Annotated in this window: 26 protein-coding genes; 17 read left to right on the forward strand and 9 right to left on the reverse strand. The window is 37.0% G+C overall.

Annotation, left to right across the window (positions count from 1 at the left end; translation table 11 throughout):
* Positions 1-13 precede the first annotated feature (13 nt).
* Positions 14-370, forward strand: coding sequence for a DUF488 domain-containing protein (locus DES48_RS03830; RefSeq protein ID WP_113867010.1), 357 nt, complete (start codon positions 14-16; stop codon positions 368-370).
* An 80-nt stretch (positions 371-450) separates the two neighbouring features.
* A complete protein-coding gene (locus tag DES48_RS03835) occupies positions 451-792 on the forward strand; it encodes a hypothetical protein (protein WP_079710405.1) in 342 nt (113 codons plus the stop codon).
* A 137-nt stretch (positions 793-929) separates the two neighbouring features.
* Here the strand turns inward: DES48_RS03835 and DES48_RS03840 are convergent, their stop codons facing one another.
* A complete protein-coding gene (locus DES48_RS03840; protein WP_245911283.1) occupies positions 930-2,048 on the reverse strand; it encodes a mechanosensitive ion channel family protein in 1,119 nt (372 codons plus the stop codon).
* Positions 2,049-2,151: 103 nt separating this feature from the next.
* Between DES48_RS03840 and DES48_RS03845 the strand changes: the two genes are divergently transcribed.
* Positions 2,152-2,568: a NusG domain II-containing protein gene (locus DES48_RS03845; RefSeq protein ID WP_113867012.1), complete on the forward strand. Its 417-nt coding sequence runs from the start codon at positions 2,152-2,154 to the stop codon at positions 2,566-2,568.
* A 38-nt stretch (positions 2,569-2,606) separates the two neighbouring features.
* On the opposite strand, the gene trhA is transcribed toward DES48_RS03845, so the two are convergent.
* Positions 2,607-3,254: a PAQR family membrane homeostasis protein TrhA gene (gene trhA / locus DES48_RS03850; RefSeq protein ID WP_113867014.1), complete on the reverse strand. Its 648-nt coding sequence runs from the start codon at positions 3,252-3,254 to the stop codon at positions 2,607-2,609.
* Between the two features lie 140 nt (positions 3,255-3,394).
* On the opposite strand from trhA, the gene DES48_RS03855 reads away from it, so the two are divergent.
* The gene (locus DES48_RS03855; RefSeq protein WP_113867016.1) at positions 3,395-3,970 is read left to right on the forward strand and encodes a DUF1836 domain-containing protein; all 576 of its coding nucleotides are present in this window, start codon (positions 3,395-3,397) and stop codon (positions 3,968-3,970) included.
* A 95-nt stretch (positions 3,971-4,065) separates the two neighbouring features.
* Here DES48_RS03855 and DES48_RS03860 read toward each other — a convergent pair whose 3' ends face one another.
* The 3 genes from DES48_RS03860 to DES48_RS03870 all read right to left on the reverse strand — a co-directional run bounded on the left by DES48_RS03860 (position 4,066) and on the right by DES48_RS03870 (position 5,931).
* Positions 4,066-4,311 (reverse strand): hypothetical protein, encoded by a 246-nt coding sequence (locus DES48_RS03860; protein ID WP_113867018.1) that lies wholly within the window; start codon positions 4,309-4,311, stop codon positions 4,066-4,068.
* Between the two features lie 75 nt (positions 4,312-4,386).
* Positions 4,387-5,214, reverse strand: coding sequence for a DUF2268 domain-containing putative Zn-dependent protease (locus DES48_RS03865; RefSeq protein ID WP_113867020.1), 828 nt, complete (start codon positions 5,212-5,214; stop codon positions 4,387-4,389).
* An 18-nt stretch (positions 5,215-5,232) separates the two neighbouring features.
* Positions 5,233-5,931 (reverse strand): class I SAM-dependent methyltransferase, encoded by a 699-nt coding sequence (locus DES48_RS03870; RefSeq protein WP_113867022.1) that lies wholly within the window; start codon positions 5,929-5,931, stop codon positions 5,233-5,235.
* Positions 5,932-6,119: 188 nt separating this feature from the next.
* On the opposite strand from DES48_RS03870, the gene DES48_RS03875 reads away from it, so the two are divergent.
* The 4 genes from DES48_RS03875 to DES48_RS03890 all read left to right on the forward strand — a co-directional run bounded on the left by DES48_RS03875 (position 6,120) and on the right by DES48_RS03890 (position 11,122).
* Entirely contained in the window at positions 6,120-6,617 is a 498-nt protein-coding gene (locus tag DES48_RS03875; protein ID WP_079710416.1) for an Lrp/AsnC family transcriptional regulator, read from the forward strand.
* The gene (locus DES48_RS03880) at positions 6,614-7,789 is read left to right on the forward strand and encodes an aminotransferase (protein WP_113867024.1); all 1,176 of its coding nucleotides are present in this window, start codon (positions 6,614-6,616) and stop codon (positions 7,787-7,789) included. The genes DES48_RS03875 and DES48_RS03880 overlap by 4 nt, the downstream gene beginning before the upstream one ends.
* A gap of 235 nt (positions 7,790-8,024) precedes the next feature.
* Positions 8,025-9,737, forward strand: coding sequence for a formate--tetrahydrofolate ligase (locus tag DES48_RS03885; protein WP_113867026.1), 1,713 nt, complete (start codon positions 8,025-8,027; stop codon positions 9,735-9,737).
* A gap of 218 nt (positions 9,738-9,955) precedes the next feature.
* Positions 9,956-11,122 carry a family 43 glycosylhydrolase gene (locus DES48_RS03890; RefSeq protein ID WP_113867028.1) on the forward strand — a complete coding sequence of 389 codons (1,167 nt, stop codon included), beginning with the start codon at positions 9,956-9,958 and terminating at the stop codon, positions 11,120-11,122.
* Between the two features lie 62 nt (positions 11,123-11,184).
* Here DES48_RS03890 and DES48_RS03895 read toward each other — a convergent pair whose 3' ends face one another.
* Positions 11,185-11,679, reverse strand: coding sequence for a DUF2798 domain-containing protein (locus DES48_RS03895; protein ID WP_113867030.1), 495 nt, complete (start codon positions 11,677-11,679; stop codon positions 11,185-11,187).
* A gap of 189 nt (positions 11,680-11,868) precedes the next feature.
* Between DES48_RS03895 and DES48_RS03900 the strand changes: the two genes are divergently transcribed.
* A complete protein-coding gene (locus tag DES48_RS03900; protein WP_113867032.1) occupies positions 11,869-13,353 on the forward strand; it encodes an amidase in 1,485 nt (494 codons plus the stop codon).
* An 88-nt stretch (positions 13,354-13,441) separates the two neighbouring features.
* Here the strand turns inward: DES48_RS03900 and DES48_RS03905 are convergent, their stop codons facing one another.
* The gene (locus DES48_RS03905) at positions 13,442-13,732 is read right to left on the reverse strand and encodes a HesB/YadR/YfhF family protein (RefSeq protein WP_079710422.1); all 291 of its coding nucleotides are present in this window, start codon (positions 13,730-13,732) and stop codon (positions 13,442-13,444) included.
* 51 nt (positions 13,733-13,783) lie between these two features.
* Positions 13,784-14,506, reverse strand: coding sequence for a DUF421 domain-containing protein (locus DES48_RS03910; RefSeq protein WP_245911284.1), 723 nt, complete (start codon positions 14,504-14,506; stop codon positions 13,784-13,786).
* A 199-nt stretch (positions 14,507-14,705) separates the two neighbouring features.
* Between DES48_RS03910 and DES48_RS03915 the strand changes: the two genes are divergently transcribed.
* The 6 genes from DES48_RS03915 (at position 14,706) to DES48_RS03940 (ending at position 22,094) form a co-directional block, all read left to right on the forward strand.
* Positions 14,706-15,029, forward strand: a complete 324-nt coding sequence (locus DES48_RS03915) for a MerR family transcriptional regulator (RefSeq protein ID WP_079710423.1) — start codon at positions 14,706-14,708, stop codon at positions 15,027-15,029.
* A 110-nt stretch (positions 15,030-15,139) separates the two neighbouring features.
* Complete coding sequence (locus DES48_RS03920; RefSeq protein WP_113867034.1) at positions 15,140-16,816, forward strand: PucR family transcriptional regulator; 1,677 nt, start codon at positions 15,140-15,142, stop codon at positions 16,814-16,816.
* 187 nt (positions 16,817-17,003) lie between these two features.
* Positions 17,004-18,215: a M24 family metallopeptidase gene (locus tag DES48_RS03925; protein ID WP_113867036.1), complete on the forward strand. Its 1,212-nt coding sequence runs from the start codon at positions 17,004-17,006 to the stop codon at positions 18,213-18,215.
* A 33-nt stretch (positions 18,216-18,248) separates the two neighbouring features.
* A complete protein-coding gene (locus tag DES48_RS03930; RefSeq protein ID WP_113867038.1) occupies positions 18,249-19,445 on the forward strand; it encodes a cystathionine gamma-synthase family protein in 1,197 nt (398 codons plus the stop codon).
* Positions 19,446-19,457: 12 nt separating this feature from the next.
* Positions 19,458-20,660, forward strand: a complete 1,203-nt coding sequence (locus DES48_RS03935; RefSeq protein WP_113867040.1) for a M20 metallopeptidase family protein — start codon at positions 19,458-19,460, stop codon at positions 20,658-20,660.
* Positions 20,661-20,753: 93 nt separating this feature from the next.
* Positions 20,754-22,094 carry an MATE family efflux transporter gene (locus DES48_RS03940; protein WP_113867042.1) on the forward strand — a complete coding sequence of 447 codons (1,341 nt, stop codon included), beginning with the start codon at positions 20,754-20,756 and terminating at the stop codon, positions 22,092-22,094.
* Positions 22,095-22,364: 270 nt separating this feature from the next.
* Here DES48_RS03940 and DES48_RS03945 read toward each other — a convergent pair whose 3' ends face one another.
* Positions 22,365-23,123, reverse strand: coding sequence for a helix-turn-helix domain-containing protein (locus DES48_RS03945; protein WP_170126162.1), 759 nt, complete (start codon positions 23,121-23,123; stop codon positions 22,365-22,367).
* Positions 23,124-23,350: 227 nt separating this feature from the next.
* On the opposite strand from DES48_RS03945, the gene DES48_RS03950 reads away from it, so the two are divergent.
* Both DES48_RS03950 and DES48_RS03955 read left to right on the forward strand, forming a co-directional pair.
* Positions 23,351-23,578 carry a Rha family transcriptional regulator gene (locus DES48_RS03950; protein ID WP_079710427.1) on the forward strand — a complete coding sequence of 76 codons (228 nt, stop codon included), beginning with the start codon at positions 23,351-23,353 and terminating at the stop codon, positions 23,576-23,578.
* A gap of 88 nt (positions 23,579-23,666) precedes the next feature.
* The gene (locus DES48_RS03955; protein ID WP_245911285.1) at positions 23,667-24,299 is read left to right on the forward strand and encodes a response regulator transcription factor; all 633 of its coding nucleotides are present in this window, start codon (positions 23,667-23,669) and stop codon (positions 24,297-24,299) included.
* The last annotated feature ends 5 nt before the right edge of the window (positions 24,300-24,304 follow it).

Here is a 24,304-nt window from a genome sequence, read left to right on the forward strand (position 1 = left end):
AGGTGATTTCAACATGGGCATAGCTATTAAGAGAGCATATCAAAAAGTAGAAAAAGAAGATGGCCAACGAATTTTGGTTGATCGATTGTGGCCTAGAGGAATTGCAAAACAAGAGCTAGCAATTGATTTATGGTTAAAAGAAGTTGCGCCGTCATCGGAACTTCGAAAGTGGTTTAATCATGACCCGAAGAAATTTAATGAGTTTAAGCAAAAATACCAACAAGAATTACAGGAAGACCAAGAAAAACAATCTGCTCTGCAAGAAATAAAACAATTAAATCATCATCATGATCAAGTGACATTGGTTTATGCAGCGAAAGATGAAATATATAATCATGCTGTCGTATTGAAAGAAACATTTGATGAATAGGTAAAGAAAGCGTTTGTTTAAAATTGAAAACAATGGGTATCAGATATATAAGTTGAATAAAAATAGGAAAGGGTGAAAATATGTATAGAAATTTAAAAGGTTATTTTAAAACGAAAAATGATGCAGAAGATGTGCGTGCAAAACTAGAAGTGTTAAAAGTGCGTGATGTGAAAATAGATCAAATCCCGGATAGCCTTGATCGCACTTTACTTGCCCCGTTAGTAATTAGCAGTAGTAGTACACCTATTTCACCGATCGTACCATACTTTCCTTACAAACCATCGGAGGAGGAACTAGCAGGTTCGATGGGAGATGATCGTCAAGTTGTCTTAGAATGCGAGGTTGAAGAGAATGATTTTGAAAGGGCATTGGCAGTATTACATGAAAATGATGGTCATGTAGATAAATCATCATTTCAATGATTCCGAACAATTTTAATAGAGTAAATATAATAAAGACAACAATTTTAAAAATCGGGTTATTAACGGTAAAGCATCCCGTTGTTAACCCGGTTTTAGCAAGTGAAAATAAATATGATATTGATTCAATTAAGAAAACCTTATTCCTTCATTCGCCATTCCTTAGCGATAGCTGTATCCACAGAACGAACATGTAAATCACGTTGTGGAAATGGAATTTCTATATGATTATCGTGGAAGATATGGAATATTTTAAAGTTCACATTGGTTCGAACTCGAATAATCTCGTTTGGGTTCGAAATCCAAATAAACAATTCAAAATCTAATGACGAATCTCCGAAACCAACAAAATGAACAAATGGTTCTGGATCTAACAACACTGTTTCTGTTTCTTTCGCTTCTTCATTTGCTACTTGTAACAATAATTTTCGAACTACTTCTGGATTAGATGCATAAGAAACGCCAACTGGTACGACGACGCGCATCGTTGGGTCACTATAAGAACGATTAATAACATGTTCTTCTAAAAAGTATGAATTTGGCACAATAATATGCTCGTTATCAATCGATTTTATAATCGTTGCGCGCATATTAATTTTTTCGATATCGCCAATGATGTCATTGACAATGACACGGTCACCAACTTTAATCGGTCGCTCAAATAGTAAAATGATACCAGAGATGAAGTTAGACGCAATATTTTGTAATCCAAAACCAACCCCAACCCCTATCACGCTGGCAAATACCGTTAGCGCGCTGAGATCAATCCCAACAGTTGAAATACTGATTAATACAGCAAAAATAAGAATAATGTAATGAAATATTCGATTAAACGTAAATTGCATGCCCCGATCCAATTGGTAACGGTCATAGATGCGTGGCATAAAGAACCTTGTGGCAAATTTTGAAATTCGATGGGCAAATGAAATAATTAAAAAGAAAATCAAAATTAAAAACAAACTAACATCTATGGTTCCGAGTTTTATAAGGCTATAACGCATCCATGTTTGATCGCTAAAGAAAATAAACAAACATAAGGTTAAACTATAAAAAGTGAGCCAATTAATAAAATAACGCGTAGCTTGTGCTTTCTCTTCATCATCCCTAACATTAGCTAATAAAATTTTTAACAATACAAACCGCAAAATAAATAAAGCGATACAAGCAATAATAATGGACAAGGCATAATAATACCAAATTGTTTCTGAGTAAATATCAACAAACCAGTCTGTCATGGCCGGGATAATAGCTAGTTGCAAATCAATCACCTAATTATGTTTAAATTTAAGCTTATTCTACTATATTATCATATAACATGATAAAATATGTATGATGAAATTTTTAAGATAGTGAGGTTCTTATATGCGTAATATCTTACGTGTGCTTAAGCCGTTTGACGTTGTAGTCATTGCATTACTTATTGCTATATCGTTTATTCCACTCACTGTGTTCGCTATGTCAAAAACAGCACAAACTGGGGGAGAAATTGTTGCCGTTATTTCACAAGATGGCGAGGTCATACGTGAAATCACATTAACGGGACATGAAGGAAATGAACAGTTTATTATCGACGGAAAAGGTCATCAGTATAACTTGATGGAAGTTGATGATGAAAGGATTAGAATAAAAGAAGATAATAGTCCAGATCAGATAGGTGTTAAGATGGGATGGAAAGACAGACCAGGCGAAACGATCGTGTGTTTACCACATAAATTATTAGTAGAGATAGAAGCACGCGGAAATACATCCGATGAAGACGAGCAAATTATATCTTATTAACACATAAAAAAGCGAAGATTGCAATCTTCGCTTTTTTCTTACAAAACGTACAAATATACACTTAAGAAATGTGCTAATGTGCCAAGTAAAATGAAGATGTGGAAAATTTCATGAAAACCCATATATTTGGATTCTAAAAACTTAGGCTTCGTTGCGTAAATAATGCCACCGATGGTATAGATAATCCCACCTAAGAACAATAAAAACAAACCACCTGTAGGAATATTAGCAGCAAGTGGTGCTGCTACGACAACGATCATCCACCCCATCGCGATATAAAGGAGAGTGGATAACCATCTTGGACAATGAAACCAAACCATCTTAAAGACAACGCCACTTACAGCAACAGCACTGATAATGCCAAATAATACCCAACCAGTTATACCGTTTAATGAAATTAAACAAAAGGGTGTATAGGTCCCGGCGATTAAAATGAAAATCATGGAATGGTCGAGTTTACGTAACCATGCAATCACTCGATCTCTTGCTATTACCATATGATAAGTCGCAGAGGCGGAATACAATAAAATCATACTAATCCCAAAGACCATGACAGCAGCTAGCACAAGCATAGAATTGGAGTTGGATGCTGCTTTAATCACCATTGCTAACAATCCTACAAACGATAGTAACGCTCCAGCTAAATGAGTAAAGCCATTCATTGGCTCTCGAACAAATTGACGCATAAACACACTCCGATCACAACACGTAGTTTTTAATACTATGTATTATCATATACTATTAACGACATATAGTCAACGTTTACCTGATTCAGCAGATAAGCTATACTTAACTTATATTCTTAACAAGAAATGGAGATTTTATGATGGAAGATATTTCTGAAATAATTAATCAATTAGGAATTGATCGGCGAATTAGGTTAGAGGATATTCCTTCAATTGACTTATATATGGATCAGGTTACCCAACTGTTTGAAAACACCTATCGTCCTAGCAAACGGAGGGATGAAGAAAAAGTATTAACCAAGACGATGATCAACAATTATGCAAAAGGAAAGTTACTGTTTCCGATACAAAATAAAAAATACTCTCGTGAACACATTATGCTTATTCAATTGATCTATCAATTAAAAGGTGGCCTTTCCATCAATGACGTTCGCATTGTCTTAGCAAATTTAAACGACAAAATGGAGAAAAGTGATATTGAACTCGATCCCATTTATCAGCATTACAGTGATTTACAAGATAGGCAGGTGGAAGTATTTCACGTAGCTGTGCAGAGTTTATATCAAGATGTTCAATCAGAGTTAGCAGATATGCAGGGTGAGCATGGGGGTTATTTGGAGCAACTACTATTGGTTACAGCGCTCATTCAACAGAGCAATATGTATCGACGATTAGCGGAACAGATCGTTGACCAAATGGGTGAGCGGCATGTTTAGTGGTATGTATCTAATAAAAAAAAGAGCAATGAGGGGATAAAGGTTTGCATAGACCCTATTCATTGCTCTGAAACTATACACTATCTACTGCGATATTACCAGAAAAAGAATGGTAAAAATGCTAACGTGGCGATCGCTCCAAATGCAACGCCCCAACCAAAACCTGGGCCAACTCCCCAAAACCCATAACCATATCCCCCAAGGTTTGACGGCATTGGTTCCAGAAAAACGTGGCTAGTAGAAACACGACGTATGATTCCACGATGTTCATGCCCGTCTTTTGTACGGATACATACGGGACGACCGATGTTTTTATTACACATATTATAATAACGTGACATTGATAAACTCCTTTCATGGCAGGTTACTATATCCTATGACAATCGTATAGGGTTGGAAGGGATAGACGCCGACGGCTAATGCACATTTTTAGCGGTGTGCAAAAATTGTATAAAGTCATTAGTAGGCATAGTTACTAAGTTTTGTAGGGAAACCTGGTTCTGTCTCTGAAATTCCTGCACTAATTGGAAGCCATAAGCATATCCCGCCCATTTTGGAATGGAATCACTGCCATACATTAATGCATGATGCATCCAACTAGTAGGAGGAAGGGTTAGATTAGGTTGAAGCCAATCTTCCCAAATTGATTTGAGTTCTACTTGGTTATATAATCCGACCCATGGAGCGCAATAAGCCTCTCCGACGATCTCTTTCACCGCAAGTTCAGCAATCCCTTCTAATATTAATCCATCAGCGAGTGTTAAATTACTAGTGGAAACCTTGTGTAAACGGCAAACATGGCTATACTCATGTGTAAGTAATATTTTCAATTGTAGTGTTGTTATCTGATCACTAATAAAGAGAAATAATTTGTCATGATAACTCAATCCTGCAACACCATCAAATTCTGTTTGTAAACGTGGATTGGTTGTATCTGATGGGAAAATAAAAATGGTGCCGTCTTGCTTGCCGAAGATTCGTTCTAAATCTTGTAGTTGTTTCCTTGTTTGTTCCCAATAGTCTTGATCAATGATGCGGTCAATAACCGTACGGTCTGTAGGATCGGGATGAAACATCCCATGTTGTATTAGATGAATTTGAATATCTTGAGGGGAGGCATGTTCAAAATAAGAAACCAACGGCTGGCATAATGTAGCTTGTTGTATGTTTAAACCCTCGGAAACAAGCGTCTCTTTTTCTACCATATACGCTTGCAACCATGCTTGTGTATCCGCTACTTGCATTGTAACGAATCCCCCTTTTCATTTATTTTTGCAATAATAGACGCGTGCACTTAGAGAATCTTGATACTTATCAATTAAATAGTAATGGGTAGCCATTAACTCTAAATGGGTTGGTTCCAACTCTGGTCGTAGTTCAAAATCAACGATGTTTTCTAATTCTTCTGGAATGGTACGAACGCTAATGCGATTAAAACCTGCGGCTTCAATGGCTACACACCACATATCTTCCGTTAATAATTTCGAAATATGATAAAATTGCTCAATTTCAGCTTGTTCTTCTTCTGTTAACAAATGATTAGCGGTCATTTCAATTAAAACTAACACGCCATCATCGTTTAATACGCGAGCATATTCATTTAGTGCTTGTTGGATGGAAGTAAAGGCAGTAACCGATTCAGATAAAATAACGTCAAAATAAGCCTTTGGAAAGGGGAGGTTTTCAATGTTTGCTTGATGTAATGTAACATTGTGATAACCTTGTAACCTTTCTTTTGCTTGCTGAATCATCACAGGGTGTTGGTCGACGCCAAACAATGGGTTTGATTTTGTCTCGGCTAAAAAGGCTAATGTTTGTCCTGTACCACAGCCCACATCAAGTATTTGTGCTGTTGTACTTAAATTTAAATTTTCCACAATATGCTTGGTGATGGTTAATCCACCTGGGTGCGCACCACCAATACCTAACGTCGCAATCATATCCATATATTTTATCTTCATAAGAAGGCGCTCCTTTTTTGGCGAAAATTAATTTGTGTTTGCATTTAGAATATGCAGGCCTTTAAAAAAGGGGATAGCAAATCATAGGATAATTTGGTTATTTACCTTGAGCGCTGTTTGTAGTAATCTATATGGTAATTATCAAAATAATGTTATTATTCACGACATAGAAAAGTGGGTGAAAACGGATGGAAGAGAAAGAATTAGAGTTATTGAAATTGTTAGAAAAAAATGGTCGTTTAGAGGTTGAAACAATTGCTCAAATGATCGACCTTAGTGTAGCAGACACAAAACAAATGATGGAGAAACTAGAAAAAGAAAATGCTATTCTAGGGTACTCGACCCTGGTGAACTGGGGCAAAGTACTTCAATATGAAGGTGTGACAGCGATGATTGATGTCAAAGTTACCCCAACAAGAGGAACTGGATTTGATAAGGTGGCTGAACGTATCTACCGCTTCCCCGAAGTGAAAGCTTTATATTTAATGTCTGGTGCTTACGATTTATCGATCTCGGTAGAAGGAAAAACCATGATGGAAATTAGTCGATTTGTTTCTGACAAATTGTCGACACTAGACAACGTCGTATCCACAACAACTCATTTTGTTCTTAAAAAATATAAACACGATGGGATTATCTTTGATGACGAAGATGATCAAGACAGAAGAATGATGGTGTCACCATGAGAACACGAGAGAAATCATATGTAGCCGATCACGTGAATGACTTAAGCCCCTCTGGTATCCGTCGTTTTTTTGATTTGGCATCGCAGATGGGAAATGTCATTTCGTTAGGGGTTGGAGAACCTGATTTTGTTACGCCTTGGAATGTAATTGAGGCAAGCTATCATTCCTTAGAACGGGGATATACAGCATATACGGCGAATGCGGGTTTATTAGAATTACGTCAAGAGATTAACAACTATCTTAATAAAAATTATCACGTATCTTATAATCCAGAGAACCAAATACTTGTAACCGTAGGAGCTAGTCAAGCGATTGATGTGGCTTTTCGTGCAATTTTGAACCCCGGTGATGAAGTGATTGTGGTAGAACCTAGCTTTGTTGCCTATGCACCTGCGGTACGATTAGCTGGAGGGATTCCTGTCACGGTTGATGCTACCGAGGAGTTTGCCTTTAACGTACAGGCCGATCAAATTGAAGCAGCGATTACATCACGGACAAAAGCAATTTTGCTTTGCAGTCCAAATAACCCTACGGGTGCTGTGTTGAGCAAACAAGAACTAGAAGCCATTGCTCGTGTAGTAGAGCAACACGATTTGCTAGTTATTTCTGATGAAATTTATGCAGATCTTACGTATGATGAAACGTTTACTAGTTTTGCAGCCATCAACGGAATGGCGGAACGAACGATTCTAGTTTCAGGCTTTTCCAAAGCTTTTGCTATGACAGGCTGGCGCTTAGGCTATGCTGCTGGTCCAAAAGAAATTTTAGCAGCCATGACAAAAATTCATCAATATACGATTATGTGTGCCCCAACCATGGCGCAACACGGAGCGCTAGAAGCGTTGAAAAACGGAATGGATAGTGTGAAAGAGATGTGCATTAGCTATCGCCAGCGCCGAAATTTTGTGGTGAAAGCATTACAAGATATGGGGCTGTCTTGTCATGTACCAGGCGGTGCCTTTTACGTTTTTCCTTCTATTGAGCGAACGGGATTAACTTCGACAGAATTTGCTGAACAGTTATTGCAGGAGCAACGCGTAGCTGTTGTGCCAGGTGATGTGTTTGGTAAAAGCGGCGAGGGATATATTCGATGTTCCTATGCCACTTCTATGAAACAGCTGGAACAAGCAATGAAGCGAATGCGAACATTTGTAGAAGCAAAAATAAATTAAAATAATGAAACAAGAGTCTGGTAATTTTTATTAAAGGCTCTTGTTTTTTCGTTCCAAAGTGCGGAATTTTTTTAAAAATACCCATATCTATTATTTCGAGGATAACCTGTATATCTTATTTCTACTCTAAACTATTCTATCTAAATTAAGAAATTGACTGATTAAAAGTGTTATTCCTCTTTAAATCAACAGAAATAATGTTATAATACGAATAATAAATGCGAAAAAATAAAAAATGTACGACAATTTATTTGGGATAGGAGTGTTTCGTGTGCATGTGCCAACAGATATTGAAATCGCTAGTCAAGTGAAAAAAAAACCAATCAAAGATATCGCAGCATTAATTGGACTACAAGAAGAAGAGTGGGAGCCATACGGAAAATATAAAGCAAAAATTAATCTCTCCGTACTGGACAGATACAAGGAACAACCAGATGGAAATTTAATTCTTGTCACATCAATTAATCCAACACCTGCTGGGGAAGGAAAATCAACAGTAACAGTAGGGCTAGGGCAAGCGATGAACCAATTGGGACATCGAACGGTTGTAGCACTTCGTGAGCCTTCATTAGGTCCAACTATGGGACTAAAAGGAGGCGCTAGTGGTGGTGGATACGCCCAAGTTGTGCCAATGGAAGATATTAATCTTCATTTTACAGGAGACATTCATGCGATCACAGCGGCTAATAACGCTTTAGCAGCCTTCATTGATAACCATATCTACCAAGGAAATGAATGTCATATCGATGTGAGAAGAATTGTTTGGAAGCGTGTGATGGACTTAAACGATCGAGCTTTACGTAATGTTGTCGTCGGTTTAGGTGGAATAAAACAAGGGGTTCCAAGAGAAGATGGCTTTAATATAACAGTAGCTTCAGAAATCATGGCAATTTTTTGTTTAGCAAGTGATTTAGCAGATATGCGTCGTCGTTTGTCACGTATCGTTGTCGGCTATCAAACGGATGAAACACCTGTGACAGTTGCTGATTTAGGGGTGGAAGGTGCACTGACCTTATTGTTAAAAGAAGCAATCATGCCTAATTTAGTGCAAACACTAGAAAATACGCCCGCGATTATTCATGGTGGGCCATTTGCGAATATTGCGCATGGCTGTAATAGTTTACTTGCAACCAAAATGGCTAGTAAATTAGGGGATTATGTGGTTACAGAAGCTGGTTTTGGTGCGGACTTAGGTGCGGAGAAATTTTTAAATATTAAAGCTAGAATGGGTGAACTTGATCCGAAAGCGGTTGTTATTGTTGCGACTGTTCGTGCGTTAAAAATGCACGGTGGTGCTGAAAAAGCGAACTTAAAAGAAGAAAATTTGGTTGCCCTCCGTGAAGGTATTAAAAACCTCAAAAAACATATGGAAACAATTGAAGCATTTGGTTTACCGTTTGTTATTGCGCTAAATCGATTTGTTCATGATACCGATGAAGAGATTAATTTTGTTCAATCATGGTGTAAAGAACAAGGCGTTGAAGTATCTTTAACAGAAGTGTGGGAAAAAGGTGGAAATGGTGGATTGGACTTAGCAGAAAAGGCAGTGCAAACGATACAAAATAAACAAGCTAAATTCATGCCATTATACGAGCTTGAAGAGACAATTGAAAATAAAATTAATCGAATTGCGCAGCAGGTGTATGGCGCAAATGGGGTTCATTTCACTCCACAAGCGAAAGAACAAATCAAACAAATGGAAGCGAACGGTTGGGCAAACTTACCGATTTGTATGGCTAAGACACAATATTCATTGTCGGATGACCCCAAACGTCTAGGAAGACCAGAGACATTCGATATCACTGTGCGGGAACTACGGCCATCGATTGGTGCTGGCTTTTTAGTTGCCTTAACTGGTGATGTACTAACTATGCCAGGTTTACCAAAGGAGCCTGCAGCACTAAAAATGGATGTGAATGAAAACGGTGATGCAGTGGGTCTTTTCTAATAGTGTTTGGTAGTATTTTAATAAAAACTCCTGGATAGTTTATCTATGTCTTATTACTAGACATAAAAAGCTATCCAGATTTTTTGAATCAAAAATTGGATAGTAACATACATATTTTCAATTATACGTACATGTCAAATTAAAAATTATTTTTTCAATTACTTATAAGTACAAATTTGGTATAATAGGTGTAATTATAGGAGAAAGGGAGATGAGTCATGAAAGTTACATCTATTCCGTCATTAACCGTCGAAACAAACCAAGGGCAACAACCAACGTTACCTTCCTATGTTGAAGTAGAGTTAGAGGATAATATGAAAGCAAAGTTTCCTGTTAATTGGGAAAATGTAAACGCTACCGAAATAAAAAAGGGAGAAACAGTTGAATTAGAAGGCACGGTTTATCAACGCGATTATCCAAATCCGTTTATTGAACAACGAGCAGATCCATATTTATATAAGCACACGGATGGTTATTATTATTTTACTGGTTCCTATCCTTTATATGATCGTGTAGTCTTGCGTCGTGCAAAAACAATTGATGAACTCCCACAAGCGGAAGAAGTAATTGTGTGGACAAAACATGAATCTGGTATTTTATCAGAACATATTTGGGCACCTGAATTACACTACATTAATGGTAAATGGTACCTTTATGTTGCTGGTGGAGATAAAGATGACGTATGGGCAATTCGACCATATGTATTTGAAAATAGTTCTGCTAACCCGCTTGAAGGAAAGTGGATCGAAAAAGGTCAGATTAATACATCGTTCCAAAGTTTCTCGCTAGATGCAACTACGTTTGAACATGATGGAAAACGTTATTTAATTTGGGCCCAGAAGGTGGAAGAATTCTCAGATAATCCGATCTCAAACCTTTATATTGCTGAGATGGAGAATCCATGGACGATTAAAGAACAACACTTCTTATCTACCCCAGATATACCATGGGAACAGTATGGTTTTTATGTAAATGAAGGACCGGCTGTTATAAAGAATGACGGTAAAATTTTCATTGCATATTCAGGAAGTGCAACGGATGATCGCTACAGTATGGGGTTGTTAACAGCTGATGAAAATAGTGATCTATTAAATGCTGATTCATGGTCTAAATCACCTGAGCCTGTCTTTGTAACATCGGAGGCTACAAGTGAGTACGGTCCAGGACACAATAGTTTCAGTGTTGATGAGGATGGATTTGATATCTTTGTGTACCATGCACGTCCTTACAAAGAAATCGAAGGAAATCCATTATATGATCACAATCGCCATGCACGTATGCAACGTTTATTCTGGCAAGAAGATGGGACACCTTACTTTGGTTATCCTGGTGAAAAAGTTGATTTCAACAATCAAAAAGTAAAAGCAACCATAAAAGTAAACTAACACAAACTAAGGCAAGTAATGGTGTTTATCCATTACTTGCCTTGTTTTAATAAAAATATCTTTTATTGAATTATTTCTACTTTTACGGTGTTGTTCGATTGCACAAAGTTAGTAAACAGCCCGCGAACTAAAGGTCCCATAATCAACAACTGTAATGGATAAGCTACAATAAAGTTTTTAACAAATGTCATCGCATATGCTTGGAAGATGTTTACGTCAGCCATACCGTGGCTTAAATTAGCCATCACTAAACCGAAAATAGACATCATAGCAGCCATTCCTACTACCATACAAGTTGAAATTGCTAGGACAACTTTTAGTTTATTTGACTTATCAAATGGTAGTGAAAAAGCGACTTTTTTAGCTAAAGGTCCGATAGTGTATAAATCTAATAATAGAGCAATTACAAAACCAATAAGGAATTCAAGTACAATAGTTCCAAAACTTAACTCACCTAATTGACCATTTAACCACATATTATAAAACGTCATCACCACTATCATTCCTGTACACATCATTAATCCAAAATGTAAACTTTCTTTTTTTGTTCTTGGCACGAACATGCCTCCCTTTATGCTTTTTTATTCATTTGGTTAGTATAACAACAAAACAAATTTGTCATAAGTGACAATTTTGTGAACTTTTTCGTTAGCCCCTTCACAAAAAGAATTATATATGCTTGTTCCTTTTTCTTTTTTTATCTTTCGCCTATACTAATAGACAAGTTGTTTCTATGGAGGGTTAAGATGAAAGTTGAAGAGTATCAATTGTTTGACGCAATGGATTTAGCGGAATTAATTCAAAAGAAAGAAGTGTCTTCAGATGAATTAATCCAAGCGGCATTTCAACGGATAGAACAAGTAAATGATCAAATAAACGCAGTCGTTCGCACAAGGAATACCGCTGCGTATCAGGAAGCAAAATCAATTCGAGAAGATGCATCATTTGCGGGTGTGCCGATTTTATTAAAAGATATCTCTCAAACTGTAAAAGGAGAAGTCATGAGTTCTGGGTCAAAGCTTTTAACCAAAAATATTGCGACACAAGATTCAAATTATGTCGCAAAGTTAAAAGATAATGGATTCATTCCGATTGGACATACGAATGCGCCAGAATTCGGACTTAAAAATATTACAGAACCAGAAGCGTATGGACCAACACGAAACCCTTGGAATCTAGCACATTCACCTGGAGGGTCTAGTGGAGGTTCAGCTGCTGCGGTTGCAGCTGGTATTGTGCCAGTAGCAGGTGCAAGTGATGGTGGCGGATCGATACGTATTCCTGCTGCCTTTACAGGTTTATTCGGATTGAAACCAACCAGAGGTCGTACGCCAGTTGGGCCAGGTGTTGGCCGTCAATGGCAAGGAGCTTCGATTGATTTTGCACTATCAAAAACGGTTAGAGATAGTGCGGCTCTATTAGACGATGTGCAAACGATTCAACCAGAAGCAGCGTTTCAGACACCATTGTTTGCTGGCGAGTATTTAACTATTGTCAATCAATGCGAACGTCAAAAACGTCGTATTGCATTTACAACACAGTCCCCAGTAGGTACCCCTGTCAGTGAAGATGCAAAAAAGGCTGTAAAAAAAGTGGTTGATTGGTTAGAAAAACAGGGGTATGAGGTGGAAGAACAAGCCATACCTGTTGATGGATATACGTTAATGAAGGATTACTATACAATGAATGCAGGTGAAATGAACAAGGTTATTCGGCAATTGGAAGATAGTCTAGGCCGAAATTTAACAGCAACGGATATGGATATTTTTACCTGGGTTTTACACCAAACAGGAAAAAATCTGTCAGCAGCAGACTATAGCGAAAGTTTAGCAGGTTGGGATGCAGCAGCAGCCCAAATGGCAGTCTTCCATCAAAGCTATGATTTATTAATTACACCGACTAACGCTTTTCCTGCTCCATTGATCGGTGAACTTACCCCTTCAGCAGAGGACTTGGAGCAATTGTTGCGAGTGAACCACCAAAGTTTAAAAGAGCAACAAAAGGTAGTATATGATATGTTCTTGCCAAGCTTAACGTATACCCCCTTTACACAATTGGCTAACTTAACAGGACAACCTGCTGTTAACTTACCTGTTCATCTGACGGACAATCAAATGCCAATGGGGGTGCAAGCAATCGCTCCTAAAGGGAGAGAAGAGTGGTTATTTGCACTTGCAGCTCAGCTTGAACAATCTGAGCTATGGATTAAACACCCTAACATAATACGTTAATTACAACTGGCTGCCTTGAGAAAGGCAGCCGTAAGTATATAGTAAGTAAATATTAATTTATGTAGTACTACGTTTGCGGATTCATTCGTTATTTAATAACAAAATCAATATCATCAAATTTTCTCGAATATTTGATATGAAAGTTCATTCCCTCAAAGTACCAAGCATCTGATTTTTCAACATAAAACGTAATTCCTTGCTTAACTACTTGCGTTGCAGGATCATTTGGTGTGTTATTTGTTGAAATACCTAATGAGAATCCTTTATGTACGCCGCCATGTCCGCCATATCGAACAAAAAAACGTACAAAATCCCCTTCAGAAAGATCCATTTCACTTATAAACCAATTTGCAGCTGGTTGTGTAATCGATAGTTCCATTACTTTTTAATCCCCTTTCTATATTACTATATCAAAATCAATAGCGTTAAGCTAAAAATAAAGTGGGGGCAATTGCACATTTGTTTGCTTTTTTGACACATATAATGCTAAGTCTTTCGTTAAAGAAGCATAAAAAACATCATTAAAATTAAGCACCCCTTTTGCTATAAGTGCTTGTTTTAGCCAATCTTCGTCTACACCAAGTTGTTCTAATACCTGTTTATATACCTTTCCATCAATAATAATGGGAAAAGCTATTGGAGTAGTGTTACTTTGTTGCATACTAAAATCAGCACGAACGGGTGTGCTTTGCGCCGCTTTTTTAAAAACACTTAATTGGCCATTAGCTTCTATAATAGCTAGTTCAACTTCTTTTAAATTAAACACATTGTTTTGTCTAAGCATCACTAAAATACTATCCATTGAATATCGTATTTTTCGCATGTTTGCTTCCATTAGTTCACCGTCTTGAATGACAACAATCGGTGAAAAAGTCAGGTAATGACCTACTTTTTGACTTAATCGTAAGCGGGCAATAATCTTCTCCAAAATAGCGATGAAAATAATAGCAACAACGGTATGGATATGTTTTATATTTGGGTCGGCAATATCTGCACCGACAACAGAGCCAAGTGTTAATACAATTAAAAAATCAAATACAGGTAGCTCGCCAATCGCTCGTCTACCCATGAAGATGGTAATAAAAAGTAAAATGGGCAAGATGGTGAAAATTCGACCAATCACAACTAACATATCAGTCCACAAGTTAAACACTCCTTTATGATGGTATAGTTAATATGGCTATCAATACCAAATAATATAAGTGAATCTAGCTAACGCAGGGAAACGCATTTAAAGTAATTTTATTATCATTATTGTAAGATTTTCTTACATAAGAATATAAGTGGAACAGAATTGTGTGTATAATGAAACAATAAAGTCTAACTAAACAATGAACTGTGGCGGTGAGATTATGACTGACAATCCTTCTTATAAGGATCGAAAAGTGATCACAATTGGTGTTGTGAGTGAATTGACCGGCTTAACAGAAAGACAAATCAGATATTATGAAGAACGGAAATTAATATTTCCAGAGCGCTCTCCAAAAGGAAATCGGAAATATTCGTTTATGGATGTTGAACAATTAATTGATATAGCAAACAAACGAGAAGAGGGTGTGCAGACGTACGAGATCAGACAAGAAATGCTAAAGAAAAGAAGAAAAGAGGAGCGAAAAAAACGAAGAGAATTGTTGCGAGGGGAAATCAATGCGCGTTTTGGTATTCAAAAGGATTAATTGTGCTTAATAGTATCAGAATATTTCGTTAAAGTAAGTATATTTTTATTAAAAGTGGCTAGTTAACAATAAATGTTACGCTGCCACTTTATTTTTAATGAGGTGATTGTGTGGAACTGGTAGCAGGGGCTGTGTTAGGATTACCACTATTTCATACGTCAACAATACGAGCGGGAGAAAACTTCATAAAAACAAATAAAATTGAGTGGATTTCTGTGATTGAAACACCTGTAGAAAATTTCATTCGACAAAATGAATTTGTTTTAACCACAGGTATTGGTTGTCATAATGAACCCGAAAAATTAGTAGCATTTGTGAAAGATGTGATTCATTCGGGCGCTTCTGTTCTTGGTTTCGCAACGGGAAGGTTTATATTTGATATACCAGCATCCATTGTAAAAGTAGCTGATCAATCTGGGTTAGTAATCGTAGATATACCTTGGGAAGTAAGGTTTGGTGACATTGTTGGTAAAGTGATGCAGCTAATTATGTCAGATAAGTTAGCGCAGCGAGAAGAAGCGGAATTAGCAAGACAGCAACTGACCAATTGTGTATTAAATGAAAAAGGGTTGCAAGATATTTTGCAAACACTCTCCAAATTTGTTGCTTTCCCAACCGCTATAACCGATAATCAGTCGAAGTTGCGAGCAAGGCAAAATTTCTCTCCTGATTGGTTTAACGAAACAAAACTATCAGAAGGAACAGTCTCAAAAATGAATCGTGATGAGACAGAAGCTCCTAACCCCCTTTTTCATTTTATACAAGTTTATAATGACCATAAAAAGTCAATCTATCAACTCGCTATTATTAATAATCATAAAACGCAGGGCTATTTATATATCGAAGCAAACGAATATCAATTAACCTGGTATGCGATGAATGTATTAGAACATGCGTTAACTGCATGTGCATTGTATTTTGTGAAAGAAAATGCGATAGAGCTTACAGAAGTGAGAATAAAAGATAATTTTGTGATGCAGTTAGCCAAACAAGCACAGCAAACAGATCAAAAGTTAATTACTAAAGCAGATATGTTAGGTTATGATTTAACAGTGCCTTATATCTGTTTAGTTGGTCATATTGCATATAAGGAATTACCATCCTTCGATAATGATCGTTCCGAAAATTCTTCCTTACACAGTCAAAACTATGCAATTCAAAAAGAAATAACGTATGCTGGTGAGTTATTTGAAGTGAATACGATGACCACCTTTGAAGAAGGAAGGGTAATTCTTTTTTTAGAATCTGAACTAGATAGTTATGTAGAAATTGTTCATTCATTTCTTGATAAAGTAGAAAGACGTATGAGTGAATTATTAAAAGGGATTAAGATAACATGGGGAATTGCCGCTCCAAAATCAAATCCATTTTCATTTTCCGTGCTCTATAGTAATGCTGTGCTTGCTTTGCGAATTGGAGGGAGCAAGCAAGCAGTGGGATCACGTACCTTATATGAAGATACTAAAATGGATCGATTATTAATGGCTTTGGCCGAAGAGGAAGAAGTCAGAACTATAGTAAACGAGACATTACGTGTCCTGCTTGCTTATGATAACAAACGGCAAACTGATTTGTTGCACACGTTTTTTATTTATAAACAACATAATGGAAATGTTAGTCAAGCTGCTAGAGAATTAAATTTACATCGCCAGTCACTTTTGCATCGGTTAAGAAATATTGAAGCGTTGACCAATTTATCATTAATTGATCCAGACGATGCCTTTTTACTAGAATTGACATCGCGTATCTGGAAATTACAACAACTAGAAGAATATGATAAGGGTTAGAGCTGCTAAGTAGGCAGTTCTTTTTTATTCCCTTAACATTGTTCCTGACTCATCGGTGTTTTATTAAACTGTAGTATCCATTTCATTATTTTTCATACACTTTAAACATTCCGTTATACAGATGAATTCTATATAATACAGAAATATAAGAAAATTCAGTTTATTAAACAATAGAAGGGGGATAAGCATGCTTCCATTTGATTTAATTGAATATCAAAATCGCTTGCAAAAAACAAAAAATCATATGATGGAACGAGGCATGGATGTGTTAGTGATTACCGATCCGGCTAATATGTATTACCTAACCGGCTATGATGCATGGTCTTTTTATGTACATCAGATGTTGGTCATTAGTTTAGACGAAGATCAACCAATATGGATTGGTAGATATATGGATGCGAATGGAGCGAGAGTAACCACATGGTTAAACGACGAGAATATTATGTCGTATCCCGATTATTATGTTCAATCTGAAAGCCATCATCCAATGAATTATATGACGGAAATACTAAAGAAACGCGGATATGGAACAAAACGTATGGGGGTTGAAATGGATCAATATTATTTTACTGCCAAAGCGTTTATGCAATTACAGTGTGGTTTGCCAGATGCGACATTTCTAGATGGTGATTTACTCGTTAATCACGTGCGCATGGTTAAATCTGATCAAGAGATCACGTATATGAAGCGAGCTGCAAGAATAGCAGAGCAGGCAATGTTTAGAGGGACCGATATGATAAGAGCAGGCAATAGAGAATGTGATGTTGCTGGTACGATGTATTATAACTTAATTACAGGTACTTCCGAGTATGGTGGAGATTATCCTTCAATTGTTCCGTTGCTACCTGCGAATAAAAATACTGGAAATCCACATTTAACATGGTCGGAACGAAGATACCAAGAGGGAGAAGCGGTTATAGTCGAATTAGCTGGTTGCTATAAACGCTATCATGCTCCGCTAGCTAGAACGGTATCGATTGGCCAACCATCTAATCACTTGCAAATATTAGAATCGGTCGTTTTGGAAGGTATGGAGTACGTATTATCATCGATGAAACCGGGAGTGACCTGTGAAGAAGTCGCTAAAGTATGGCATGATTCTATCAAAAAGCATGGATTCGAAAAAGAAGCTAGGCTTGGTTATTCGGTTGGACTTAATTATCCACCTGATTGGGGCGAGCACACGGCAAGTTTACGAAAAGGGGATAAGACAGTGTTGCAACCGAATATGACCTTTCATTTTATACCTGCCTTGTGGTTCGATACTCATGGAATTGAAATAAGTGAATCCATACGAATTACCTCGGATGGTTGCGAGACGTTAGCAAACTATCCGAGAGAAATAGTGGTACAAGAACCACATAGACACAACGGTCAAGCTGGTATGGTTAGTTTATGAACTGCAAAATAATAAGGGAGGTCTTTTCTTTTGATGAAACAAGCAAAAATTGGTACACGGGCCATATGGGCAGGGGAACAAGACGCATTAGCATTTGGGGCAACACAGGTGCCAATCGTTCAGAGTGTTTCTTTTGGTTATGACGATATGGAGGAATGGTATGAGGTAGCCATTGGCAAGAAGCATGGACATATATATGGTCGAAATACGAATCCAACTGTTCAAGCGTTTGAAGCAAAAATTATGGACTTAGAAGGTGCAGAAGCTGCAACGAGTTTTTCCACTGGTATGGCAGCCATTAGTAATACATTAGCTACCTTCCTTTATCCAGGTGATCGGATTGTATCGATTAAAGATACGTATGGTGGAACCAATAAGATTTTTACGGAGTTCTTACCAAAACAACAAATAGATGTCGTTCTATGTGAGACTGGGGCACATGATGCAATTGCAGCAGAAGTTGACAAAGGATGTAAAATTCTTTATTTGGAAACCCCCACAAATCCAACTGTGAAAATAACCGATATTAAGCGGATGGCCGATGTTGGAAAACAAGCGGGTGCAATTGTTATTGTTGATAATACATTTGCTACACCAATTAACCAAAATCCGTTGGCTTTAGGTGCAGATCTTGTCATTCATAGTGCAACAAAATTTTTAGGCGGACATGCTGATGCGTTAGGCGGAGTGGTATGTGGTTCAACAGATTTAGTAGATGCTATTTATCATTACCGAGAAATTAACGGTGCCACACTTGACCCGATGTCTGCTTATCTATTATTACGAGGGATGAAAACACTAAAGCTTCGAGTCGATAAACAGAGTGAAAATGCGCTAGCAGTGGCAAAATATTTACAAACGGTAGATATAGTGGAGGACGTCTATTATCCAGGATTATCTACTCATCACGGTTATGACATTGCGGTTAATCAAATGCGACAATACGGTGGGATGTTAAGTTTTGCGGTGAAAGGCGGTGTCACCACTGTTAGTAAGCTATTGCCTCAATTAAACTATGCCAATCGGGCAGCGAATCTAGGATCGGTAGAAACGATTGTGGGCCCTTCTCGTACCACGAGTCATGTGGAATGCACCTCTGAAGAACGCGCAGCAATGGGTATTCCAGAAGGATTAATTCGGTACTCGGCAGGGATTGAAGATATTGAGGATTTGATTGAAGACCTTGAACAAGCATTTCAAAAAATTCATGACAAGCGTGCAGTAATTTAGGTGGAGGGCTTTATGAAAGAAAAAGTGGCAGCTTTGTTAAAAGAACGGGTAGATAGTATCACTGAGCAGCTTGTCAAGTGGCGCCGTCATTTTCACCGTCATCCAGAAGTTAGCTTTCAAGAACAAAAAACAAGTCATTACATTGTGGAGGTATTAGAGTCTTTTGGTGTCTATACCATAGAAACAGGGATAGCGAAATATGGTGTCGTAGCAACGCTGACCAATGGGAATGGCCCTACAATTGGTGTTCGTGCAGACATGGATGCACGAACACCAATTAAAGAAGAAAATCAAGCGGACTATGCTTCAATTGCACCTGAAGTAATGCATGCATGTGGTCATGATGCCCACATGGCAATGTTATTAGGAGTCGCGCAGCTCATAGCAGAGGATTATCAATCAAACCACTTTTCGGGTTCTGTAATGTTAATCTTCCAACCTGCGGAAGAGGATACAGATCAATTTGGAAAAACAGGAGCCCCTTATTTTATTAAAGCAGGATTAGCCGAGCAGTTAAATGCAGTATTGGCTTTGCATGTGTGTCCATGGCAAGAAACTGGTGTCATTCAATTATACAAAGGACCCAGCATGGCAAACATCGATAACTTTTGTTTAACAATAAAGGGGAAAGGGGGACATGGAGGTTACCCTCAAGAAACGAAGGATCCGATTTGGATGTCTAGCTTTGTTTTACAAGGATTATATAGTTTAATTAGCCGAAAACTTAACCCATTACAGGTTGGTGCCATAAGTATCGGACAACTGCAGGCGGGCAAGACGCCTAATGTCATTCCAAACGAGGTTACTATTATTGGAACTATTCGCTCCTATACGTCAGCAACCCGACAGCAATTAATTACTGAAATTGAAAAAGTGAGTAGTATGGTGACTACTTTTGGTGGAGACGTTGATTTGAATATTGAAGTTGGTGAACCTGCTCTTGATAATAATGCGATGTTAATTGACCAAGTCGAGCAAGTAACGAAAAATCCTAATTCTGCTTATAGGATAGTTCAAGAACCGTATGGCATGGGTGGAGAAGATTTTGGTCATTTTACAGCTGAATTACCAGGTGCAATGTTTTTCTTAGGTTGTGCGAAACCAGGGGAACCGCATGTAGCGTTACACGCATCAAACTTCGATATTGATGAACATTGCTTACCAATCGGTCTATCCATTATGTATCAAACAGTAACCGAACTGTTGTCTAAGTAGGAGGGTAATACTATAAGCGTCATTTTCTCTTTTTCCAGAAAGAAATGTTACAATATAGCTTAGCAAAGCACGGAAAAGAAGAGAGGCGCTTTTATGCAACAGCAACATGATTTTACCAAAGGCAATATTTTAAAACAATTGGTATATTTCTCTGCTCCGATTATGGTAACCAACCTATTGCAAGTGTCTTATCAATTTACCGATAGTTTGTGGGTAGGAAATTTGTTAGGTGGAAATGCATTAGGCGCTATCGCTGTGTCTAGTACAATTATTTTCACGTTGTTATCGTTTATTATTGGATTGAATAACACTATCCTGACAATTTTGTCTCAACAAAAAGCAAAGGGCAATACCGATCGGTTAAAAACGTATGTTAATGCTTTTATTTTCACATTAACTTTATTAGGGGTAGCACTAGGCACAATTGGGGTTTTCGCAGCAGATGTTATTATCGAATGGTTACAAACACCAGCATCCATGCGAGAAAGTGCCGTCATCTATTTGCAAATTAATGCTGCTGGGATTTTATTCTTACTTGGTTACAACTTTATTGGAACAGCTTTGCGGGCGGTTGGAGATAGTAAAACCCCGTTGCGCTTTGTGTTGTTAGCCGTTATTTTAAATATTTTGTTTGATCCGTTATTTATTTCAGGGTTTGATTTAGGCGTAACAGGCGCTGCCTATGCAACAATCGGCTCACAGGGCATCGCATTTATCTATGGTATTATCCATATTATTCGCAAGAAGCAAATCCCATTAACCGTACCGTTTGTTCCAGCGTGGAAAGAGGTAAAATTAATTTTAAACCTCGGTATCCCCTCCGGATTACAAATGGCTGTTATCTCTGCTGGTTCAGCCGCTATTATGAGTGTCGTTAATGGACAAGGGGAAAACATTGTTGCAGGTTTTAGTGCTGCCAAACGGTTAGATAGTTTATTTATCCTTCCTGCACAAGCACTAGGAACAGCTATGAATAGTATGGCAGGGCAGAATATTGGTGTGCAACAATGGGAACGTGTAAGAAAGATAGCCAAGTACGGTTTAATCTATAACATCATTGTCATGGGTGTCGTACTTGTTTTCGTATTTTTCATTTCTGAACTAGCGATCTGTCTGTTTATTCAAACGCCTGAATCGGTCGCGTTTGGAAAGGGATTCTTACGAGTGATTGCTTTTTTCTATCCATTCTTAGGTGTGAATTTTGTATTAAATGGTATTGTTCGAGCTGCCGGTGCAATGTATCAAGTACTGGCGTTAAATCTTATCTCTTTTTGGGTACTTCGTTTCCCATTAACTTATCTACTAACTAAGATAGTTGGAGATCAAGGTATTGCATTAGGAATGGGGATTAGTTTTTTAATCAGTAGTGTTTTAGCGTATAGCTATTACCGTTTTGGAAAATGGAAAGAAAAAAGATTATTTCAAGATACTTAATTAAATGAATCTAAATTATGCAAAAACCATGTGAGATTTTCTTACAAATAAAGTGTATGCAGTTACATGACATGATATAGTGGCCCTAGAGTATAAGTAGGTTTAAAGATAAGGGGAAGTCATTAAATAATGAAAGCATGAGCAATTATTATGTAAAAAAATAGATTGTAGCCTACTACTAAAAAATACCTGCTAATTGATTGATTTTATTATCTCAGTCAATAGCAGGTGTTTTTTTATGATTAGTGATAGTTTTAATAGAAGTTTGTGTTAGGGGCTATTACTTGGTATAGATTGATATATTCCAGTAACTACACCATGAACTTTTACTGCGCTTACATCCAATTCTAATCGTTCTTTTTTTTCTTCAATAGCTCTTAAAATAGATTTATCATTAATTAATTTAAACAACTTTATATCCCCTTGGTAGGTAGCTAGTACTATCTGTCCTGCTTTTAATTGTTTAGTAATCTTAATAACATATAATTCGAGTTTATCATTTGATTGCTGACTATCTGATATTGTTGTTTTTGAATATATAACTTGTCCCTCCATTCCTAATTCAATTGGAATGGGTAGATATGTAGAGAAATTGTTATCATGTAATAATTCTCTATGGGTATAGATGTGCTCTTTTAATAATGGTAAATAAATAAACTTTTGATGCTGCAAACCGTTATAATATTGTGCTTTATTCTTATATTGAATATAGAAATCAATAAAAGATCTGATAAAATGTTGATCTTGTTTATCTACTTTCTTTAAATGCGAACTAAATTCGCAAAATTGTTCTAAAAAAACAGAGGAACTTCCCTCTATTTCCTCCTCTTTTTCTCCTTTCAAAAGCCAGTCTGTGGTGATGTTAAAATATTCTGACAGGGCGATAATAAAATTCCCTCCTGGAACACGTTTATTGTTCTCCCAGTTACTAACATTTGCTGAGTCCGTTCCAATTGCCTTGCCAAGACTAGCCATAGAAATCCCTTTTTTGGTGCGTAAGAATCTAATTCGAAAACCAATGGAATTCATAACCATGTTTCCCTCCTAATTAATGCATGTATATACACAATATATAGGAAGAATGTATGATTTTAAACAAAAAATTGGGAATATATGATGATTTTTATCAAAAATTAGTTGACTACACTGATTTAAATCAGTACTATTTAATTATAATACATATTCTTTATAGGAAATTATTATTAATCATTTTGGCGAATAAATGGTTATATCTTAGTGAAGGGGGAGGATAGAAATTGAGTGATAATCGCAAAGCTACTCCATTTGGGTGGGAAGTCAAACGGAAGCTTGCTGAATTGCAATTAGATCAACGTAGCTTTTGTAAACAGTATAATATACCTGAAGCGCGTTTATCTGAACTTATCACTGGAAAACGTCCTGTCAAACGGTATCGAGAAATGGTGGAGTTTGTCCTAAATATAAATCAGCATACCGATGAAAAGAAAATGATAAACGGTCGATAATTTTATCGGTAAATTGCTATAATGAAAGTATCTTTTTTAACACTACAGCATGCTTAGGATTAGCTTCCTACAATATAACAAAAGATGGGTGATTACAATCGATATCTTATTCATAAAGAAGTCATCACTACTTCAAAATAGCATAATGGAACTATTAAAAAAGAAATGGCAGTCTAGGATAATAGCTTTAAATGATGGAAAAGCATTAGATGATAATTTGTATTTATGTGATCTAGTAATTATTGATGTAGCACTAGAATGTCCTGATTTATCTTTAACTAAACACTGCCTAGCTAGGAATAAAAAAGTAGTTGCTTGGGTGGATCAACCTGATCATAAATTACTGCCTAAATTATTTGAAATGGGATTAAATGGATACTTCTATAATGGTATGGAAGAAGAAGAGTTATTGCATGCTTTATACATAATTCAATTAGGAAAAAGATATATTAACCCCACATTAGCTAATAATTTATTAGACGAATATGTTCGAATACAAAATTGGCAACCAAGTAGACCAGATGATATCTTATCTAAACGAGAGTGGGAAGTCTTGCAACTTCTTTCTAAAGGATACAATAACTTCGATATAGCAAGTACACTGTATTTATCTGATAAAACAGTAAAAAACTATGTAAGTTCTATTTTGAAAAAACTCAATGTACCTGACCGGACAAATGCCGTTTTAAAAGCTTTAAAACAACAGTGGTTACATATATAAAAAGG

This window comes from Paraliobacillus ryukyuensis, assembly GCF_003315295.1.
Lineage (GTDB): Bacteria > Bacillota > Bacilli > Bacillales > Amphibacillaceae > Paraliobacillus > Paraliobacillus ryukyuensis.

Coding starts and splice junctions, on each gene's coding strand:
- DES48_RS03830 (WP_113867010.1), top strand. CDS start 14: ATGGGCATAGCTATTAAGAGAGCATATCAAAAAGTAGAAAAAGAAGAT.
- DES48_RS03835 (WP_079710405.1), top strand. CDS start 451: ATGTATAGAAATTTAAAAGGTTATTTTAAAACGAAAAATGATGCAGAA.
- DES48_RS03845 (WP_113867012.1), top strand. CDS start 2,152: ATGCGTAATATCTTACGTGTGCTTAAGCCGTTTGACGTTGTAGTCATT.
- trhA (WP_113867014.1), bottom strand. CDS start 3,254: ATGCGTCAATTTGTTCGAGAGCCAATGAATGGCTTTACTCATTTAGCT.
- DES48_RS03855 (WP_113867016.1), top strand. CDS start 3,395: ATGGAAGATATTTCTGAAATAATTAATCAATTAGGAATTGATCGGCGA.
- DES48_RS03860 (WP_113867018.1), bottom strand. CDS start 4,311: ATGTCACGTTATTATAATATGTGTAATAAAAACATCGGTCGTCCCGTA.
- DES48_RS03865 (WP_113867020.1), bottom strand. CDS start 5,214: ATGCAAGTAGCGGATACACAAGCATGGTTGCAAGCGTATATGGTAGAA.
- DES48_RS03870 (WP_113867022.1), bottom strand. CDS start 5,931: ATGAAGATAAAATATATGGATATGATTGCGACGTTAGGTATTGGTGGT.
- DES48_RS03875 (WP_079710416.1), top strand. CDS start 6,120: ATGGAAGAGAAAGAATTAGAGTTATTGAAATTGTTAGAAAAAAATGGT.
- DES48_RS03880 (WP_113867024.1), top strand. CDS start 6,614: ATGAGAACACGAGAGAAATCATATGTAGCCGATCACGTGAATGACTTA.
- DES48_RS03885 (WP_113867026.1), top strand. CDS start 8,025: ATGTACGACAATTTATTTGGGATAGGAGTGTTTCGTGTGCATGTGCCA.
- DES48_RS03890 (WP_113867028.1), top strand. CDS start 9,956: ATGAAAGTTACATCTATTCCGTCATTAACCGTCGAAACAAACCAAGGG.
- DES48_RS03900 (WP_113867032.1), top strand. CDS start 11,869: ATGAAAGTTGAAGAGTATCAATTGTTTGACGCAATGGATTTAGCGGAA.
- DES48_RS03905 (WP_079710422.1), bottom strand. CDS start 13,732: ATGGAACTATCGATTACACAACCAGCTGCAAATTGGTTTATAAGTGAA.
- DES48_RS03915 (WP_079710423.1), top strand. CDS start 14,706: ATGACTGACAATCCTTCTTATAAGGATCGAAAAGTGATCACAATTGGT.
- DES48_RS03925 (WP_113867036.1), top strand. CDS start 17,004: ATGCTTCCATTTGATTTAATTGAATATCAAAATCGCTTGCAAAAAACA.
- DES48_RS03930 (WP_113867038.1), top strand. CDS start 18,249: ATGAAACAAGCAAAAATTGGTACACGGGCCATATGGGCAGGGGAACAA.
- DES48_RS03935 (WP_113867040.1), top strand. CDS start 19,458: ATGAAAGAAAAAGTGGCAGCTTTGTTAAAAGAACGGGTAGATAGTATC.
- DES48_RS03940 (WP_113867042.1), top strand. CDS start 20,754: ATGCAACAGCAACATGATTTTACCAAAGGCAATATTTTAAAACAATTG.
- DES48_RS03945 (WP_170126162.1), bottom strand. CDS start 23,123: ATGAATTCCATTGGTTTTCGAATTAGATTCTTACGCACCAAAAAAGGG.